Below are 16,148 nucleotides of genomic sequence, written 5' to 3' on the forward strand. Positions count from 1 at the left end.
ACATGAGCTAAATTCATTCAGCGTGATAGTTTCTCACGCAAGATCCCAATGCCTTGAGGTGCTTCTGCCAGCAACATAAGCGGTCATTTGGCATGCTGCGCCGGTTCCTTGCGCGCGGGTGCCTTCTCGGCCTGGCGGCGCATCCGCCGCCACTTACCGCGGAGTTAAAAATTGGGATCGCTCGACCGCGCGAAGATAGCGCAATGGATTTTTGGTGCCGTGCTGATTGCACTCGGCGCTTATTTCGCCGGTTTCGGCGGATGGCTGATGACGCTGGGCGGCACAGTCTATTACCTGATCACCGGTGTCGCTATGGCGCTCGCCGGCGTTCAGGTAGTTCGTGGCCGGTCTTCCGGTTTTTTCATCTACCTTGCCGTGTGGGTCTTCACCCGTGTGTGGGCGATATGGGAATCGGGAGCGGATCCGTGGAAGCTGGAAGTGCGCCTGTTTGCGCCCAGCGTTCTGCTGGCGCTCTTCCTGGTCCCGACGCTTGGCGGCGCCGCACGCGAAAAGATACCGGCATTGTGGCGCTCGTTTCAAGTCGCGACAGTAGCAGGCGCGGTCGGCCTTCTGGGATTGATCCTCTATGCCAGCTTCGGTCCAACCCCGGGAGAAGCGACCTTTGTGACCTCGCGCGATGGCGCAGGTGCGACCGACTGGCAGTTCTACGGCAATGATGCGGGCGGTTCACGCTTTGCCGATGTCGCGCAGATCACGCCGCAGAATGTCGGCAAGCTGCAGGTTGCCTGGACCAACGAGAGTGGTGACGGTCCAGACGAGACCGAAATCAATCACAAGGGCCGCGAATATCACTCGGAAGCAACGCCGATCAAGGTCGGCAATACCCTCTTCACCTGCACGCCCCACTCGATGGCGCTGGCGATCGACGCGCAGACGGGGAAGACCAAGTGGAAGTTCGACCCCAAGCTTCCGCGCACCAATCCCTACCTGGTGTGCCGCGGCGTGGGCTACTACGAGGCTCCGGAGTCCCAGAGCTGCAAGCGCCGCATCTTCCTGCCCACCATGGATGCCCGCATCATGGCGGTCGATGCTGACACTGGCGAACTGTGCCGCAGCTTCGGTAAGGATGGCGGGGTAGACCTGCGCGACCAGACCGGCAAGTGGCCGGCCGGGTGGCAGGTCTCGACCTCGACCCCGCTGGTCATGAACGATCGCCTTGTCATCGGCTCACGCGTGATCGACAACATGTCGACTGATGAACCCTCGGGCGTTGTGCGCGCATTCGATCCCGTCAATGGCCATCAGGTCTGGGCATGGGACGTTGGCCGCTCTGACGACGCGCTGCCGGGGCGCCTGCCGGAAGGACAGGAATATACCCGCGGCACGCCCAACGTCTGGGGCGCAATCACGGGCGATCCCAAGCTGGGCCTGGTCTATCTGGGCACAGGCAATCCGGCGCCAGACTACTACACAGGCTTCCGCCGACCTTTCGATCGCAAGTTCGGCACCTCCCTGGTCGCTCTCGACGTCACCACGGGCAAGCTGCGCTGGCATTATCAGCTCGTGCATGATGACATGTGGGACTTCGACGTTCCTGTCGGCCCTTCGCTCTTCAACTTGAAGGACGGCACTCCGGCACTGATCCAGACCACCAAGGAAGGGCAGATCTTCATGCTCAACCGTGCCACCGGTAAGCCGCTGGCGCGCATCGAAGAACGTCCTGTAGATCAGGTTGGGGCAACGCCGAACACCTTCATCTCTAAAACGCAGCCCTTCTCGGTGGGCATGCCGGATCTCACTCCTCCCAAGCTGACGCCGCAGGATATGTGGGGCGCCACTCCGATCGACCAGCTTAGCTGCCGCATCGATCTGGCCCGTGCTCGCAACAGCGGCATCTTCACGCCCATCGGGCCGACGAAATCGATCGGCAACCCCGCGTTTGACGGTGTGACCGACTGGGGCGGTGCCTCGATCGATCCGCAAAGGCGGATGATGTTCATCAACACCATGAACATGCCGTTCTATTTTCAGCTGGTGGATCGCACGTCCGAATGGGGCAAGGAACTGCTAAAACGCAAGAGCAGCGGCGGCGAGAATGCCAAGAAGCTCGATGTGCGCGTCCAGGAGAAGACCCCCTACCTTGCCACGCTCCGGGCTTGGCTGAGCCCCTTCATGGTGCCTTGCGTGCCGCCGCCATGGGGTGAGATGGTCGGCATCGACCTCGATACGCGCAAGGTTGTCTGGAAGAAAACGCTTGGTACCGCGCGCGACAACAACCTGTTCGGCCTGCAGCACAACCTGCCACTGCCGACGGGGACTCCAAACCTGGGCGGCTCGATCGTGACCGCAGGCGGAGTTGTCTTCATCGGGGCAACGACAGACCAGTATATCCGGGCCTTTGACGCCAAGTCGGGCAAGGAGCTGTGGAAGCACCGCATGAAGGCGGGGGCAACCGCGACGCCAATGACCTACCGCGGCGCTGATGGCCGCCAGTACGTCGTCATCACCGCAGGTGGCCATGGTGCTCTTGGCACCCGCTACGGCGACGAGACAATCGCCTTCGCATTGCCTCGCAACTGACAATCAATGGGGCGGCTTTGAATGAAGCCGCCCCCGGATCTTACAAGGAGTATAAAACATGGATCTTGGTCTGAAAGGCAAGAAGGTCATCGTCAGCGGAGGGTCGCGCGGGATCGGGCGTGCGATTGTCGAGCTCTTTCTGGCTGAAGGCGCGCAGGTCGCCTTCTGCGCGCGCAGAGAAGCTGGGGTGCGTGGTGCGGAAGAGGCGCTGGGCGGCTCGGCGTTTGGTTCCGTCGTCGATATCACCAATCCCACGCAGGTAGAGTCCTGGATCGCCGACGCCGGGGAGCGTATGGGCGGGATCGATATCGTCGTGCCGAACGTAAGCGCCCTAGCCAGCGGGAGCGACCTGGAAACGTGGCGCCGCGCTTTCGAAACGGATCTGCTTGGCACCGTCAGCATGGTCAGCGCCGCCTTACCCTTTCTGAAGGCGTCCAAGGCGGCGTCTGCAGTGCTAATCTCCAGCGTTTCAGGACGCGAGATCGACATGTTCGCTGAACCCTATGGCGTACTCAAGGCCGCACTGACGCATTTTGGCAAGACCTTGTCTGTGCGCCACGCGCCCGACGGTATCAGGGTCAACACGGTGTCTCCAGGCAACGTCTATTTCTCCGACGGGGTGTGGGGTCAGATTGAACGGGAAACACCCGGAGTTTTTGCACAGTGCATGAAGCGAAATCCTCTAGCAGGTCGCGGAAAAAGGAACTTCCCTTGAGGCCGTTGAGGTGATTCAAGTCGCCTCGACCGAGGTTGAAGGATTGAAGATGCGCGGCGGCGATCACCGGAGCGAAGGGCTGTTTTCTTACGTGAGCTGCGAAGCTCGGGTACCGGCGGATCATCCGCTGCGGGCAATCCGTGCAATTGTCGACGAGGCGTTTGAGGTGATGTCGGGGGATTTCGACGCGATGTACTCGCGTATTGGCCGGCCGTCGATCCCGCCCGAGAAGCTGCTGCGTGCGCTGCTGCTGCAGGCCTTCTATACGATCCGCTCGGAACGCCAGCTGATGGAGCAGATGGATTACAATCTGCTTTTCCGCTGGTTCGTAGGGCTGGCGATGGATGCGCCGATCTGGGATGTGACGGTCTTCACCAAGAACCGCGAGAGGCTGCTTGGCGGCGATATCGCCGCCAAGTTTCTGTCCGCGATCGTAGGGCAATCGCGCGTGCAGGCGCTGCTGTCAGACGACCACTTCTCGGTGGACGGTACGCTGATCGAAGCCTGGGCGAGCATAAAGAGCTTCAGGCCCAAGGATGACACCGCCTCGGACGGTGACGACGACGACAGCGCTTCGGGTACCGGACAAAACGGTCACGCCAAGGCCAAGGGGCGCAATGCTGAGCGCGATTTCCATGGCGAGAAGTGGAGCAACCTCACCCACGCCTCAACCACCGATCCTGATGCCCGGCTATTCAAGAAGGCACGCGGTCAGGCCGCGAAGCTGTGCCACATGGCCCATGTCCTCATGGAAAACCGGCACGGTCTGGTTGTGGATGCAACGCTCACCCATGCCACGGGCACGGCCGAACGGGAGGCCGCGCTGACCATGCTTAGCCGTATGAAGGGGCGTCATCGCATCACGCTGGCGGCAGACAAAGCCTACGATACCGTCCACTTCGTCGCCGCGTTGCGCGAGATCGGAGTTACCCCGCACGTGGCACAGAACGTCAATGGCAGGCGCTCCGCCATTGATGGGCGCACCACCCGCCACCCTGGTTACGCCGTTTCTCAGCGGATCAGGAAACGGATCGAAGAGGTCTTTGGCTGGGCCAAGACCAGCGGAAACCTGCGCAAGACCCGACATCGAGGGCAAGCCCGCGTGGGGTGGAACTTCACATTGACCGCTGCGGCTTACAATCTCATCAGGCTACCAAAGCTGCTGGTGGCAGCATAACTGTGCCCGAAATCCGCAGAAAGAAGGGTCCTGGCAAGCGCGGCAGTCAACAGATACCGATGACACCACCCCGTTGGCGCTAAACCTAATCAAAATCAGGCGCTCAAACGGTCCGAAACTGACTTTTTCCGCGGCGTGCTAGGTCGCATGGCCACGCCACGAGAAGTAGCAAGCGCCGCGGTTTTCCTCGCCAGCCCCGCGGCTGCATTCACCACAGGTACCAACCTGCTGGTTGACGGCGGCCTAACGGGCGGTGTTCAATTTTAATCGCAAAGGGCCCCGGCGAGTTGCGATGTGCCCTGCTATTTATCGGCTCCGCTCTAAAATCCGTGAATTGGTCGGCAGCCGACAGCGAATTAGTGTCAGCTATCGCTGCAACCCGGTCACAGACCGGACATTCGCCTATCGGCCAAAAAATCGTCGTTCGAATATTCATTAGCCACAAAATATTCCGCAGCATTACCGGCGCCGATCAGCAGCAGCGACGTCGGGGCGAGTCTGCATCCAAAGCCCAGCTTGAAGGTCAAGATCAGGGAACCTCAGCCAACGCCACTGTCAGATCAACACCCAATCGATCGCAAGCCAATGCCTGAACCTCGCCATGCAGCGTCTCTACACGCGCCGCAATCCAGGCCAACTCATGTTCAGCTATCCGGTATTTCCGATCGTATCGCGACTTCACGTAGGAGACGTGCAGTCGCTTGAAGCAGCGTAGCTCTGACTTCGTCTCCCCAGGCCATACCCTAGCCCACCCAGGAACAATGTCCTCGCTTCGGTCGCGAAGCCAGGTAATGTTGTGCGATCGCGGACTGTCTCCCGTCAGCACATACAGTACGGTGTGATACAAGGCCTCCGTCGCCTGATGAAATTGAAAGACAGCACGATTGAGCCATTTTCGGGCAAGCGAAATCCGGGCAAGCTCCAGGAATTCGCTCGCACTGGAGAACCAGTAATCGAAATCCGCGAGGCGCTCCTGAAGCACGGCAGCGTGGTCCGACAACATTGGCAATGACAGGGGATGCCCTGGCAGTTCGTATAGGACTGTGCCGTCAGCCACCGCCCCACACACAAACGATTTACCGTGCGACAGTTCGCGGTGGACTGATTTGATACCGCGGATCGACAGGCTGACCGGTACGGCAAGTTGCCGCGTGATGGCGTGTTCACGCGTGAGGCGATCTTCGGCATGCAATGGGAAGTTGGATTTTTGCGCAAGCCGGTCATCGCTAACCACCACAAGGATGGAGTACTTTGGCGCGCGCCCACCCGGTAATTCCCGCGGTCCGGCACTGCACGCATAGGCGCCGAACAGGATGACTTTCAAAATGCGTCCCTGTCGTTTCCATTCCTGCGTGGAGAGTACCAGCGAGTTCGCGAATTCCGAAAAGAGAACCTCGAGAACGAGCTGAAGATCGGGTCGAATTTCCTGTGGGAGATGATCGAGATCAGTCAGCATGTTTTACCAATCGCTATGCGCATCCGCCCGCCATGAGACCATAGCAACGACCTGAACGAAAGGGAGTTAACACTCGTCAATTCGTGCCGAACCGTGCTCTCAGCTTTTTCGAGACCGAGAGTGCATAATCTCGGCGCCTCCAATCGGTCGGACTGTGATACGCGCCGATTGCCCTCCAATAGTCGCGATTTGCGCTGAGCTCTGTCAGAAATATCCAGCGCGCGATTTGGACATTGAAGCAAGCATCCTGGATGAGCCAAGCCCTGACTGTCTCTGGAGGCTTGTGGATGAGAGCAGAGAGCTTTGGGATCCACCAGGTGTTGATCTGCATCGGCCCAAGGTCATGCGTCCCGTTGGTGTTTGGAACCTCGGCACCGATCCACCCGGCTTCCTGATCCCGCAGCCCCCACAAAGTTCGCTCCAGCCATTCTCGCCCAGAGGCGGCCTCGCGGATGCACCGGCCGATCAGGGCTTCCTGCTCCAGGTTCCGAGTGGGACGCGCACCCGCTCCATTTGGAACCAGTGCCGCGGCAAGGACGGCAACGCTCAAGATTAGCTTTAAGGGTTTACCGATCACGGTCGCCTCCATTGTGAGGTGCCGCACTTTCGTTCGGGCCAGTTGATCGGGCCTGTATTTCGGGTGCAACATCGCCCGAACGACCATGGGTGAAGATCGACTGGATCCATGCATCGAGAATTGCCGCCGCGGAGCGCCCCCGCTCGGCGAGACCTGCGGCAAGCCCCTCGCGCCCTCCCCGACCCGCTGAACTCCTTTCGGCAGCGAGCCGGAGTTTGCGCTGGTACCGCTCGTTTGCCTGTTCGTCCCTCATACGCTCCCATCGTGCCGAGTGACGCACCGCCCTGGACTTCAGGCTATCTCGCTCAACGCGGCCCAGCCCCTCGAGTGCGGAGGTCTTTTCGCCCGACCTCATGGTCAGCAATTCGGCAAGCTTGCCCCCATCCTGGGTCCATAGCTTTACGCCGAAGCGAGCTCGGGTGATCGCAGTGTAGTAGTTCTTTCCGTTCACCAGCGGCGAACCAAGCGGTGCCAGCACATAGACCCTGTCGTACGTCTTCGACTGAGCCGCGTAGATCGTCTCCGCGTACCCGTGGTCCCAGGTCTTGTGATGATCCAGATCGATGGACTGGCGCCGGCCATCCCGGTCCCATCGAATTGTTGCCCGGCTGCCTTCGAGCGCCTCGACCGTTCCCCGCTCGGCGTTCTTGATGTCGAGATCGTGGTTCACCAAGCGCCACTGGATGCGATCGCCGCGCGTCAGATCCCGGTCTTCCACATTGAACACGTTGACCTGCTGCGCCTTGCCGACCCGCGGATTCCAGCGGACCGTCCGGCCATGTTCATCGGCAAGCTCGAGCACCTGCCGATCGTTATCATCCGTAACCATGCGCACGACACGGTATTCACCCTCGCGCGCGATCCCGAGCCGGTGATCGCCCCGCGAAAAGGTCAGGACCTGCCCACGGCTGTAGAACCTTGCATAGCGCTTCTCGGCATCGGAAAGCCCGGCCGGCGTCAGCACCGAGAGACGCGCGTCCTCGGCACCAATCGCTCCCTCGGTTCGGAGCGCCTCGCGTACCTTCGTATTCACGATGAGCCGCGTGGCGTTATCCAGCACCAGGATATTGGTCGTGGTTCGAGTTTCGGGTTTGAGCCTCGTCCATTCGCGAACCAAACTTTGCGCGAGCTCCTCGGGTTTCTCCTGCGTCAGGACCTTATCGAGATTAGCAAGAGAACCGGCATAGTCGCCGCTTCGAGCGAGCGCGACTGCGGCTTTCATCGCCTTGGTTTCCTGACGAACGGACTGCATGAGGTCGACCCGCGACAAGCCCAGCTGCTGCATCAGCCAGAAGGGTTTCCCCTGCTCGATGGCCCCGGTCTGACGGTTGTCGCCAAGCATGATGAGCCGCGCCCCCGAGAGCCGGCTCAGCTCCAGCAGGCGTATGGCTTGCCGGTTGCCAAGCTGCCCGGCCTCATCGAGAATCAGCACCGAGTTCTCGTCCAGCCCCCGCCCTCCCCGCGCGAGAAGACTGGCAACTGTACGGCTTTCGATCCCGGCCCGCCCACCAAGTTCGGCTGCCGCGGACGAGGTAGGGGCTAGGGCGATCATGGTGAAACGCTCGTCGGCAGCACGGCGAAGCGCCCCCACGAGTGTCGATTTGCCGGCGCCAGCGACGCCATGGACACCGACGAGGCGATCCGGGCTTGTTCCAAGATGCAGCAGGCCTGCCTGCTGCGCCGGAGTAAGGCCGTGTTCTACGCTTGTTTCAACCAGCCGGGCGTCCTGTGCGAGCGGAGCGGCATCGTTCAAGGCCGGAGCCAGGTGATCGGACAAGGCCAGTTCAAGGCGGGCGGTCCTGCGCGTAGTGCGTCCACGAGTCAGTACCAGATCGCCAGTCGGATGGCGGGTTTCCAGCAGCTTGCGCCGTGCTTCGTGCTCCTCTACAAACGGCCGGATATCGGAAAGCCGTACTTCGCCCAGGTGCGAAGCCAGCCCTGCCCTCAGTAGCTGCCCTAGATTGTTAACCGCCTCCCTGCCTTCGGAATGACGCAGTCCGAAAAGCATGGCGCGCGCCGAGACAGCATGGCCAGGCTCGAGAATGCGTGGGCCACGCTCTTCGGCTGTCTCCCTGGCACCTTCAAGCGCCTCCCGGTGTGGTCCGAGACGGGAGCCCCATTGCCCTCGAAGATCCTCGAGGGTTGCGCGCGCCTTTGCCCCGCGGGTTTCGTAGAACGACTTGCGCCGTGCTGCCTGGCCTTCGAGCCCATGCTCCTTCGCATGCGCGTCGATCTGCTCGGCGCGCTGCGACATTTCATTCACCAGATCCTTGGGAACGCCGCGGATCTCGAACAGCCCCCGCCGAGGATCGAAATCGACTTCATAGCCGAGCTCTCGGATCCGGTGAGCAAGCTCGTTTCGATAGACCTGCCCGGCGACCATCTGCTCGGCGTACATGGCCCGGGTTTCGAGGCTCACGAACTGCTCACCTTCCCCTCTGTTGGTCACGTTCATGATAACCACGTGGGTGTGGAGATGAGGGTCAAGCTCACGCGAAGCGTGCTCCGTGAAACGGGCGTAAACGAGCCGCCCCGTGCTCTCGTGGACGACTTCGCCGTCGCTGCGGCGACGCAGGGTCGCGTGTTCCTCGAGATACCCGAGGGCTTCGCTTACCGCCGCCTCATGAGCGGCAACGATCCTCTCGTCCCCCATGACGAGAGCCATGATCGAAACCGATTTTGGCGCATTGACCGCAAAGTCCCAGCCGGGATGGTGCTCGACGGTCCCGTCGCTTTTTCGGCGCCCCAGCTGCAGATCGCCGATCTTGCCTGCCAGCAGATCCCGCATGACGGCAGGATCCACCTTGCCGGAGAGACCCAGCTCATCGGCGATCAGCCCGCCCCACGCCGAATGTTCCCCCTCACCTTTGGTGTAGTAGTCACCGACGGCATAATACCGCGCGAGGTTCTTCGGTGTGCCCTTGAGCCGGCGAGGATGGATCATGCCGGCCTCGCCGCGTCACGCGTGCCGGTGCGGCGACCATGCTGATGAAGACGAAAATCGGAGGGCTTGCCGAGAAGCATGAGGGGCTGCGTTGCGCTCTCCGCAGGAGCGGATTCTACCTCCCGGTTGTCAGTTTGGAGGCCCTCCTCGGATTGTGTCGCCGCGACCGGATCGAGAGGCAGCATCTGTGAGGCCGCAGCATCGGCAGTCGGAGACGAGCGACGTTTCGCTGATCCTCGTTTCGGGGGAACTGGGACTTCAGAATCCGCAATGTCGGGAGCACGAGGTTGCTCGTGAACTGCCAGTCGAACCGGCGGATCGAGCTTCTCTTCGAAAGCATAGGCGACGGACGGCACTTTGTGAAAGCTGTCCTCGAAGCGTACCACCGGGAGATCACGTCCGAAGCGCAGGTAACCCACCAGGTTGGGCAGGTTCGTTACTTCGGTATGCATGACGAGCGGTCTGGTCACCTGCATGCGAGACAGGTTGACGCCGTCACGCATGTCGTTGACGCCGTAGGACATGCCCTCGTTGGCTTCGACCTGTTCCACCTGCCCGAGGTTCTCGCTGACATGCTTGGCGGTCGGCGTGTCGTTCGCCCTCAGCGCCACCCAGGTCGAGCAGTACCCGGTGATCGCAGCAGCATCCTGGATGCCATAGGTAGCCTCCAGCTGCGGGTAGCTCTGGTACCCCAGCACCCCGCAGCCGCCGTACTTCCGCGCACGGGCAAGGAAGTCGGATAGCGAGGGCAGCTTGTGAAGCGACGGCAGCTCGTCGATGACGCAATAAAGCCGGCGATTGCGATCTGGCGTAAGGCTCATGATCGCGCTGATCGCAATGTCGAGCCAGACCGTGATCAGGGGGCGCAGCGAGGGCAGCTGATCTGCCTTCACGCTGATGAAGAGCCAGCTGTCATCCTTCTCGTTCGCTACCCAATCGCGGATCGAGAGGCCGTCGGCAGTATCGTCGAGATAGGAGAAGCTGCGCAGCACGGAGGCCAGCTCGGCCTGGATGCCCGCCGAGGTCCGCTCTCCTTCCATGGAAATGAAGGCGGCGGCATCGGTGCCTGCGGCGAAGGCTGCAAGGTCCTTCAGCTTCGAGCGCAGGAGGGTATCGAGAAGGATCGAAACGAGTGTTCGCTCCTGGCGCGCGAGCTTGCGCATGACCGCAACCAGAGTGCCGCGAGCGGCCTTCGCCCAGAACGGATCGCCGGACTTATCGGGAATCGTGGACTCGGCGATCTGGTCGTAATGGTAATCGCGCGGGACATCGACCCAGGGCGACCATCGGTCCGAACGGAGGTCTAGCGGGTTCAGCAGGACGTCGATCCCGGGCCGGTAGAACTTCTCCACGAATGTGCCTGCCGTGTCGTAGACGATCGCGCGGCGCCCCGCTGAACGGATCCCTGCCAGCATCTTGACGATGATGTTGGTCTTGCCGGTCCCGGGCGCTCCGCAGATCAGGATGTGCTCCGGCTCGAAGGCATCGGGCACCCGCACACCGCCGATTTCGAAGCTGCCGCGCGCCTGCGCCCAGAGCGCCCGGCGTACTTGCCTGATGGTCCCGAACCGGGCTCCACGCAGGAACTGGTTGGAACCCAACCCCCTTCCCGTTCGCGTGAAGTAGAACCAAGCCCAAAGCAGCATCCCGAGGGCAAAGACACCGGAGATGGCGGCCCCATGGAGAAGATACCCTTCGAAAGCCCGCAAGGTATCCCTGGCAACTTCGGCGTCCATGAGCCGCGCCGGTGTCGTCCAGTAGGGCTCACCGCTTTCGGTATGGAAGAGGATGGGGGTGGCATTACCCGGGACGGTGTCTCCCATCACGAGAGCCTGGCCGATCTTGGCAAGGACAAAGCGTTCGTACGCACTGGAGCGCTCAAGCGCATACCAGACGATCCCGCCGATCCAGACGACCAGACCCGCAAGACAGGTCTGATAAAAGACCTGCGTCGTCATTCGGACGTTGTGGACGGTGGCCTGTCCGCCCCGGGTCCAGGAGCCGAGGGTGTCGTGACGGAAGATGCTCACGAGCGGTCCTGCTCGGGATCGAGCAGCCCCCTTTCGCGCAGGAGCCGGCGGGCCTCGCCCAGCCCCTCTTCAAGGAGAGCAGGCGCCCGGACGCCGACCGATTTGGCGAGGATCGCCAGCGTCTGGATTGCGGTTGCGTGGAGTTCGTCGAAACGGGCGTGGTAGCCGGTGGGATCGTTGCCCTCGAAGCGCTCGAGGACATCGCGAATGTAGCCCGATGGAGTGGTGCCAAGAGTGGCTGCCTGATCGAGCAGGCGCTCGAACAGCTCGTCGGAGAGACGGATGGTAATTCTTGCCATGCGCAGGTCCATGCTGCGCCGGCACGTGGTGAAGCCTTTCCTTGGTATCAGGAAACCAAGGATTTCTCAAGGTTTTGACTTGTCCGACACGTGCGACGATCGGTGCCGAGCGAGATCAATCACTTGGACCGCATCGGCTACCGGCGTGTCCGACACACCCGACACTCTGTGACCCGCCGTCAGACCATAAGCGACGGCGCAAGCCCCCGGAAACATGAGCGATTCGCGCCGCAGCACCCGTGCGTACGGTGCATTACAAACGCCCCTGCGGCGTGCGTCGCTTCTACGCAGCGGCCTGCCCGCTGCGCCGCCTCGTGCCGGAAGGCGCGGGGCTCCCCGGGAGGGGACCACTCGTTCTTCGCGGACCGAAGGTCCGCAGCAAATCTTGCCTTGCGCGGCTTCACTCGACGCGCAATGCTTGGTGCGGCGGGCAGGCCTCCTCATGCAAGGAGACTACGATGCCCAAGATGTCAGAGCGAGAGCGCCTCGCCAAGATCGAGCACGACCAGAAGAAGCTTGCCGAAGAAGCCGAGACTGTCAGGCGCACTTTGCGCCAGAGCTACGGAGCGATTTGCACCGACCTTGCGGTCGAGCGCCTGTCCGAACGCGAATTCAGGGAAGTCGTGAGCCAAGCCATCCGGCTTGGCGGCGCAGCGACGATCTCCGCGCTCAAGGCACAAGCCTCGCCGCCAGGCAAAACCCAAACTGCGCCGGAACGGCGTCCCGGCGACGAGCACGGCGGAGCCGCGCGCAGGAGGCCGGCGACCGACCAGGTCGCCGCATCGCCAGGCGACGGACCCGTCCTCTGACGGGTCCCTGAGCCCGGCGATCTCTTCCCTCACGACACAACAAAAGGGAGCCGGCGAAGGCCTCGCCCTCGCCGGCTCCCTGCCATGCGCATTCAGCCGAGATGCCGCGTCCGCGTCTCGTCGCAGGCAATGAAGTGCGCGGGCACGCCGCCGCTACGCACCAGCCGTGCGAGGTGTGACTGGAGCCCTGAGCCTTCGCAGACCACCGCTTCCACCGGCTTCAGACGCATCATCGCCTCGTTGCGCGCAAAGCCCGCGCGCTTGCCGTGCCGCCGGTCGAGCGTGAACGCCACCAGCTTGACGCCGGAGCGCGCCGCCCATGCTGCCGCTATCGCATCGCAGCCCCTGTCCTGAGCGCTGGTGGCCAGGACCATCCCCGGAATGCGCATCTTGATGCCATCGAGTTCTCGCCAGATCCGGGCATGATCTTCCCAGACCTGTCCTCCCGAAAAGAGCACGATCGGCCCGCTCGGGGCCTGCGCCTCGATACGCTTTGCCCGCCGGGCGGCAAGGAAATCGGCTGCCGCAATCACCGAAGCCGTACGCTTGCCCGAGGTAAGCGTTGCGCGTGGGGAAGACCACGGATGGCCGGTCTCGGCATGGAACATCTGCGCGGCATGGTCGCGCATGCAGGCGAGCGCTTCGCAGGCTTCGTCGAGCCCGTTGCAGAGCGCCTGTCCCTCCTCGATCTCGCCCGCCGCGATCTCGCTGCCGTCGTTCTCGCGCACGCGCTCGCCGAGCTTGCGCGCCGCGTGATCGGCTTCCCGCCCGAGCCCTTCCGCCACCTTGTGGAAGCTGTGCACGACGCCCCAGCCAATGCGCTCGGCAAGGGGCTCGAGGCGGGTATCGCGCAGCACGTCGAAGAGCGTCGTCACCATCATCTCGACCGCCAGCTGTACCTCGCGCGCCTCGGGCATGTCTGCCGAGACCGCATCCTCTGTCGCCGCAAGCCGCACCTCGCATGCCGTCTCGGCGAATGCTGCGGCGAAACTGTCTGCGGGCTCGCGCCGCTCCTCAGCGAGCAGATCGGCAATCTCGGCGAAGCTGCGGGAAATCCGGAAAGCATCAGTCATCGTGACCTCCTTTTCTTGAAGAGATCCCTTCACCGGCACGGGCTCCGAGCTGCGGGGTCAAGGATCGCGGGGCTTTAGCCCCGTGACCGCGCCAGCGGCGATGGGGGCAACGATTTTGCGAAGCAAAATGGTGGGGCCCCGTCGTCCTTGAGGCCGCAGCGGCCCCGTGCCAGACTCGGAGGACCTGAGAGAGATGGGAGAGCTGGACCGAAGGGGGTTCAATGCCCCCTGAGGGCCATTTCGGCAGGGCGAGAGTGTCCTGCCAAGCACAACAGGGAGCAGCGCATCCGCTTCCCTTTGGAAGCGGATGCGCCAGGTCTCGCCAGTGCCCCAAGGGATCAGGACGCGGGCGGGATGTAGGCCTCGAACGGATTGCCGTCGTGGAGATGACCAAAGGGCGTAAATACGAAGCCCTTCTCGTCGTGGCCCACAGCGCAGATGACGTAGCGACGTTCACCAGTGTGGACGCAAGTACATTCAAGCAGCGCGAGATTGCCCTCACGTGCGGCGCGGCGCAGGGTTTCGAAATTGCGGCGGAAGGGGCGCGGAATGGCCATGGCTTCCCTCCTTCAGGCAGCAACGCGAAGACGCGGGCGCGGAACGCTCGGCGAACCCGGGTCGGCCGCCTGCTTCGCCTTGCGGAAGGCATGGATCGGGATTCCGGCTTTGCGCAGCAGCTGGTAGAGGTTCGCCTGAAGCCCCGATCCTTCGCACAGGACGGCCTCGACGGGCTGCAGTTCGACGAGCTTGCGGTTGCGCGTGAAGGCAACCTTGCGCCCCGATCCATAGAGCCCGTAGGCGACAAGCGGCACCGCGACCTCGGGCCGCGCCGCCCATGCCGCGGCGATCGCATCGGCACCCTTGCGCTGTCCGGTCGTCACCAGCGTCATGGTTGGAACCCGCATCCGAATCTGATCGAGCCGCTCCCAGATCGGCGCCCAGTCATGCCACTGCGCGGGGCCGGAAAAGACCACGATCGGTCCCTGCGGCAGGTGCCGTTCCCGGGCCACCAATGCACGCTGGCGCAGGAAATCCTGCGCCGCGATCTGGCTTGCCGAGGAGGCGGGCGAGACTTTACTGCCGCGCGCCGGCGACCACGGCCAGCCCGACAGGGCCCGGTACATTTCGGCGGCATAGTCGCGCATGCATTCGAGGGCCTCGCGCTGTTCGGCGGTCGACCGGCACAGCAGTTGCTTTTCCTCGAGGCTCCCGGTGAAGACTTCGCTCATATCGGGCGAGCGCGCCATTTCACCGATTTCGTCGGCAAGCGCGTCCTCGCGTCTTTCGAGTTTCCCCGCAACGAAGTGAAAGGAGTTCACAAAGCCCCAGGCGAGCTCGTGCGCGAGCGGTTCGAGGCGGGTGCCGGTGAAGAGATCGAAGATCGCCGCGATGATCCCGCCGCAGTCGGCCTGCGCTGCCAGAGGCTCGGGCATTTCGTGCTCGCCGGCATCTTCGCCAGGTTCGCAAATGGAAAGCGGCATGGGATCGCCGAAGGCCGCACGGAACTCAGGCGTCGCGGTCATTTCGGCATAGAGGGTCTTGAGGTCGGCAAAACGATCGATGGAAGAATGGGACATGATGCGTCTCCCGCGTTGAACAGGGTAAAACCGGGGGACGCGCAGCACGCGCCCCCCGGCAGTGGAACGAGACTTCAGAAAGCAATCTCGTCATCGAGCTCGCCAGCCAATCCGCCCGAGAGCGAACCCGCCTCATCGGCAGTGCTGTCGCCGAAGTCACCTCCGGTTCCGGCCCCCATCCGACCATCGTCGCTGCCGTCCTCGTAGTCGCGCCGCGCGGTCCGCGTCGCGGGACCGAAGTCGTCGCGGCGCTGGGGGCGGCGCCATGCGACGCGCAGACCTTCCTGCTCGGTGCCGAACAGGGCGATCGGCAGCGGCTCGGGAAGGCTCGGATCGTCGATCGAGCCCTGGAGGAAGGCTTCGCCGGTCGTATTGCGGGCGACGGCTTCCCACAGTGCCCCGATCTGGACCCAGCGATTGCCGACATTGAGCGCGACGATCTCGAAGACCGGGGCGCGCTCGTTCTGGCTTTCGACGGGACGAAGACCGAGGTGGGGCAGATCGATGGTCCGGGTGGCAATCGAACCCATCAGACGGCCGCCGCGCAGCTGGAATTCACCAATATTCATCTCAATTCTCCTTTGACTGTCCGCCGCTTCAAACAAGCTTGAAACGACACCTTCAAAGGACCCCCTCTTCTCCCGCCCCGGCCCTCGCCGCCCCGACCGGGCGCCCCGTGCATCGCGCCCATTCCCCGCGCCTTGCCCATCCGTTGCCCACACATCGAGCGAGTGCGCGCGGCAGCGGCCGGACAACCTCGCCTGCGGAAGCGATCGTGACCCGAAGGGCCAAGATTTGGCGCAGCCAAAGCTTGATCGAAGCGATGCGAATGCATCGCGCAGATCGAGCGCGGTGCCCGCGCAGCGGGCATCCGCCCGTGCTCTTCACCTGTCACTTTTCAACGGCGATGCGACGACAACAGAGGAACCCGGCAAATGGCAGGTCCAGGC

Annotated in this window: 15 protein-coding genes; 5 read left to right on the forward strand and 10 right to left on the reverse strand. The window is 62.7% G+C overall.

The features are described 5' to 3' along the window. The first annotated feature begins 171 nt into the window (after nt 1–171). The 4 genes from ACZ1II_RS06885 (at nt 172) to ACZ1II_RS06900 (ending at nt 4,700) form a co-directional block, all read left to right on the forward strand. Entirely contained in the window at nt 172–2,541 is a 2,370-nt protein-coding gene (locus ACZ1II_RS06885) for a membrane-bound PQQ-dependent dehydrogenase, glucose/quinate/shikimate family (protein WP_465143674.1), read from the forward strand. 58 nt (nt 2,542–2,599) lie between these two features. Next, on the forward strand, nt 2,600–3,256 hold the full coding sequence (locus ACZ1II_RS06890) for an SDR family NAD(P)-dependent oxidoreductase (protein WP_465143675.1): 657 nt from the start codon (nt 2,600–2,602) through the stop codon (nt 3,254–3,256). A gap of 49 nt (nt 3,257–3,305) precedes the next feature. Continuing rightward, entirely contained in the window at nt 3,306–4,433 is a 1,128-nt protein-coding gene (locus ACZ1II_RS06895; RefSeq protein WP_465144525.1) for an IS5 family transposase, read from the forward strand. 135 nt (nt 4,434–4,568) lie between these two features. After that, nucleotides 4,569–4,700, forward strand: a complete 132-nt coding sequence (locus ACZ1II_RS06900; RefSeq protein ID WP_465143676.1) for an SDR family oxidoreductase — start codon at nt 4,569–4,571, stop codon at nt 4,698–4,700. A 116-nt stretch (nt 4,701–4,816) separates the two neighbouring features. On the opposite strand, the gene ACZ1II_RS06905 is transcribed toward ACZ1II_RS06900, so the two are convergent. The 6 genes from ACZ1II_RS06905 to ACZ1II_RS06930 all read right to left on the reverse strand — a co-directional run bounded on the left by ACZ1II_RS06905 (nt 4,817) and on the right by ACZ1II_RS06930 (nt 11,739). Continuing rightward, nucleotides 4,817–4,960, reverse strand: coding sequence for a hypothetical protein (locus tag ACZ1II_RS06905; RefSeq protein WP_465143677.1), 144 nt, complete (start codon nt 4,958–4,960; stop codon nt 4,817–4,819). 2 nt (nt 4,961–4,962) lie between these two features. After that, nucleotides 4,963–5,889 (reverse strand): HEPN domain-containing protein, encoded by a 927-nt coding sequence (locus tag ACZ1II_RS06910; RefSeq protein WP_465143678.1) that lies wholly within the window; start codon nt 5,887–5,889, stop codon nt 4,963–4,965. Nucleotides 5,890–5,965: 76 nt separating this feature from the next. Next, entirely contained in the window at nt 5,966–6,478 is a 513-nt protein-coding gene (locus tag ACZ1II_RS06915) for a lytic transglycosylase domain-containing protein (RefSeq protein WP_465143679.1), read from the reverse strand. Continuing rightward, nucleotides 6,456–9,410, reverse strand: a complete 2,955-nt coding sequence (mobF, locus tag ACZ1II_RS06920) for a MobF family relaxase (protein ID WP_465143680.1) — start codon at nt 9,408–9,410, stop codon at nt 6,456–6,458. The genes ACZ1II_RS06915 and mobF overlap by 23 nt, the downstream gene beginning before the upstream one ends. Then, a complete protein-coding gene (locus ACZ1II_RS06925) occupies nt 9,407–11,440 on the reverse strand; it encodes a type IV secretion system DNA-binding domain-containing protein (protein ID WP_465143681.1) in 2,034 nt (677 codons plus the stop codon). The genes mobF and ACZ1II_RS06925 overlap by 4 nt, the downstream gene beginning before the upstream one ends. Next, entirely contained in the window at nt 11,437–11,739 is a 303-nt protein-coding gene (locus tag ACZ1II_RS06930; RefSeq protein WP_465143682.1) for a hypothetical protein, read from the reverse strand. Before ACZ1II_RS06930 ends, ACZ1II_RS06925 begins: the two co-directional genes overlap by 4 nt. A 458-nt stretch (nt 11,740–12,197) precedes the next feature. Between ACZ1II_RS06930 and ACZ1II_RS06935 the strand changes: the two genes are divergently transcribed. Further along, on the forward strand, nt 12,198–12,548 hold the full coding sequence (locus ACZ1II_RS06935) for a hypothetical protein (RefSeq protein ID WP_465143683.1): 351 nt from the start codon (nt 12,198–12,200) through the stop codon (nt 12,546–12,548). 92 nt (nt 12,549–12,640) lie between these two features. Here ACZ1II_RS06935 and ACZ1II_RS06940 read toward each other — a convergent pair whose 3' ends face one another. From ACZ1II_RS06940 to ACZ1II_RS06955, 4 genes are all read right to left on the reverse strand, one after another. After that, entirely contained in the window at nt 12,641–13,621 is a 981-nt protein-coding gene (locus tag ACZ1II_RS06940) for a DUF2493 domain-containing protein (protein ID WP_465143684.1), read from the reverse strand. 338 nt (nt 13,622–13,959) lie between these two features. Beyond that, entirely contained in the window at nt 13,960–14,178 is a 219-nt protein-coding gene (locus tag ACZ1II_RS06945) for a DUF6117 family protein (RefSeq protein ID WP_465143685.1), read from the reverse strand. 12 nt (nt 14,179–14,190) lie between these two features. Next, nucleotides 14,191–15,198, reverse strand: a complete 1,008-nt coding sequence (locus ACZ1II_RS06950) for an SLOG family protein (RefSeq protein ID WP_465144542.1) — start codon at nt 15,196–15,198, stop codon at nt 14,191–14,193. 74 nt (nt 15,199–15,272) lie between these two features. Continuing rightward, on the reverse strand, nt 15,273–15,767 hold the full coding sequence (locus ACZ1II_RS06955; RefSeq protein WP_465143686.1) for a DUF736 domain-containing protein: 495 nt from the start codon (nt 15,765–15,767) through the stop codon (nt 15,273–15,275). Nucleotides 15,768–16,148 lie beyond the last annotated feature (381 nt).

It is taken from the genome of Novosphingobium sp. BL-S-20, from assembly GCF_055521635.1.

What these genes read in the sequence shown, in the direction of transcription:
- ACZ1II_RS06930 (WP_465143682.1), bottom strand. Translation starts at nt 11,739, where the DNA reads ATGGCAAGAATTACCATCCGTCTCTCCGACGAGCTGTTCGAGCGCCTG.
- ACZ1II_RS06945 (WP_465143685.1), bottom strand. Translation starts at nt 14,178, where the DNA reads ATGGCCATTCCGCGCCCCTTCCGCCGCAATTTCGAAACCCTGCGCCGC.
- mobF (WP_465143680.1), bottom strand. Translation starts at nt 9,410, where the DNA reads ATGATCCATCCTCGCCGGCTCAAGGGCACACCGAAGAACCTCGCGCGG.
- ACZ1II_RS06940 (WP_465143684.1), bottom strand. Translation starts at nt 13,621, where the DNA reads ATGACTGATGCTTTCCGGATTTCCCGCAGCTTCGCCGAGATTGCCGAT.
- ACZ1II_RS06955 (WP_465143686.1), bottom strand. Translation starts at nt 15,767, where the DNA reads ATGAATATTGGTGAATTCCAGCTGCGCGGCGGCCGTCTGATGGGTTCG.
- ACZ1II_RS06915 (WP_465143679.1), bottom strand. Translation starts at nt 6,478, where the DNA reads ATGGAGGCGACCGTGATCGGTAAACCCTTAAAGCTAATCTTGAGCGTT.
- ACZ1II_RS06895 (WP_465144525.1), top strand. Translation starts at nt 3,306, where the DNA reads ATGCGCGGCGGCGATCACCGGAGCGAAGGGCTGTTTTCTTACGTGAGC.
- ACZ1II_RS06910 (WP_465143678.1), bottom strand. Translation starts at nt 5,889, where the DNA reads ATGCTGACTGATCTCGATCATCTCCCACAGGAAATTCGACCCGATCTT.
- ACZ1II_RS06950 (WP_465144542.1), bottom strand. Translation starts at nt 15,198, where the DNA reads ATGTCCCATTCTTCCATCGATCGTTTTGCCGACCTCAAGACCCTCTAT.
- ACZ1II_RS06890 (WP_465143675.1), top strand. Translation starts at nt 2,600, where the DNA reads ATGGATCTTGGTCTGAAAGGCAAGAAGGTCATCGTCAGCGGAGGGTCG.
- ACZ1II_RS06935 (WP_465143683.1), top strand. Translation starts at nt 12,198, where the DNA reads ATGCCCAAGATGTCAGAGCGAGAGCGCCTCGCCAAGATCGAGCACGAC.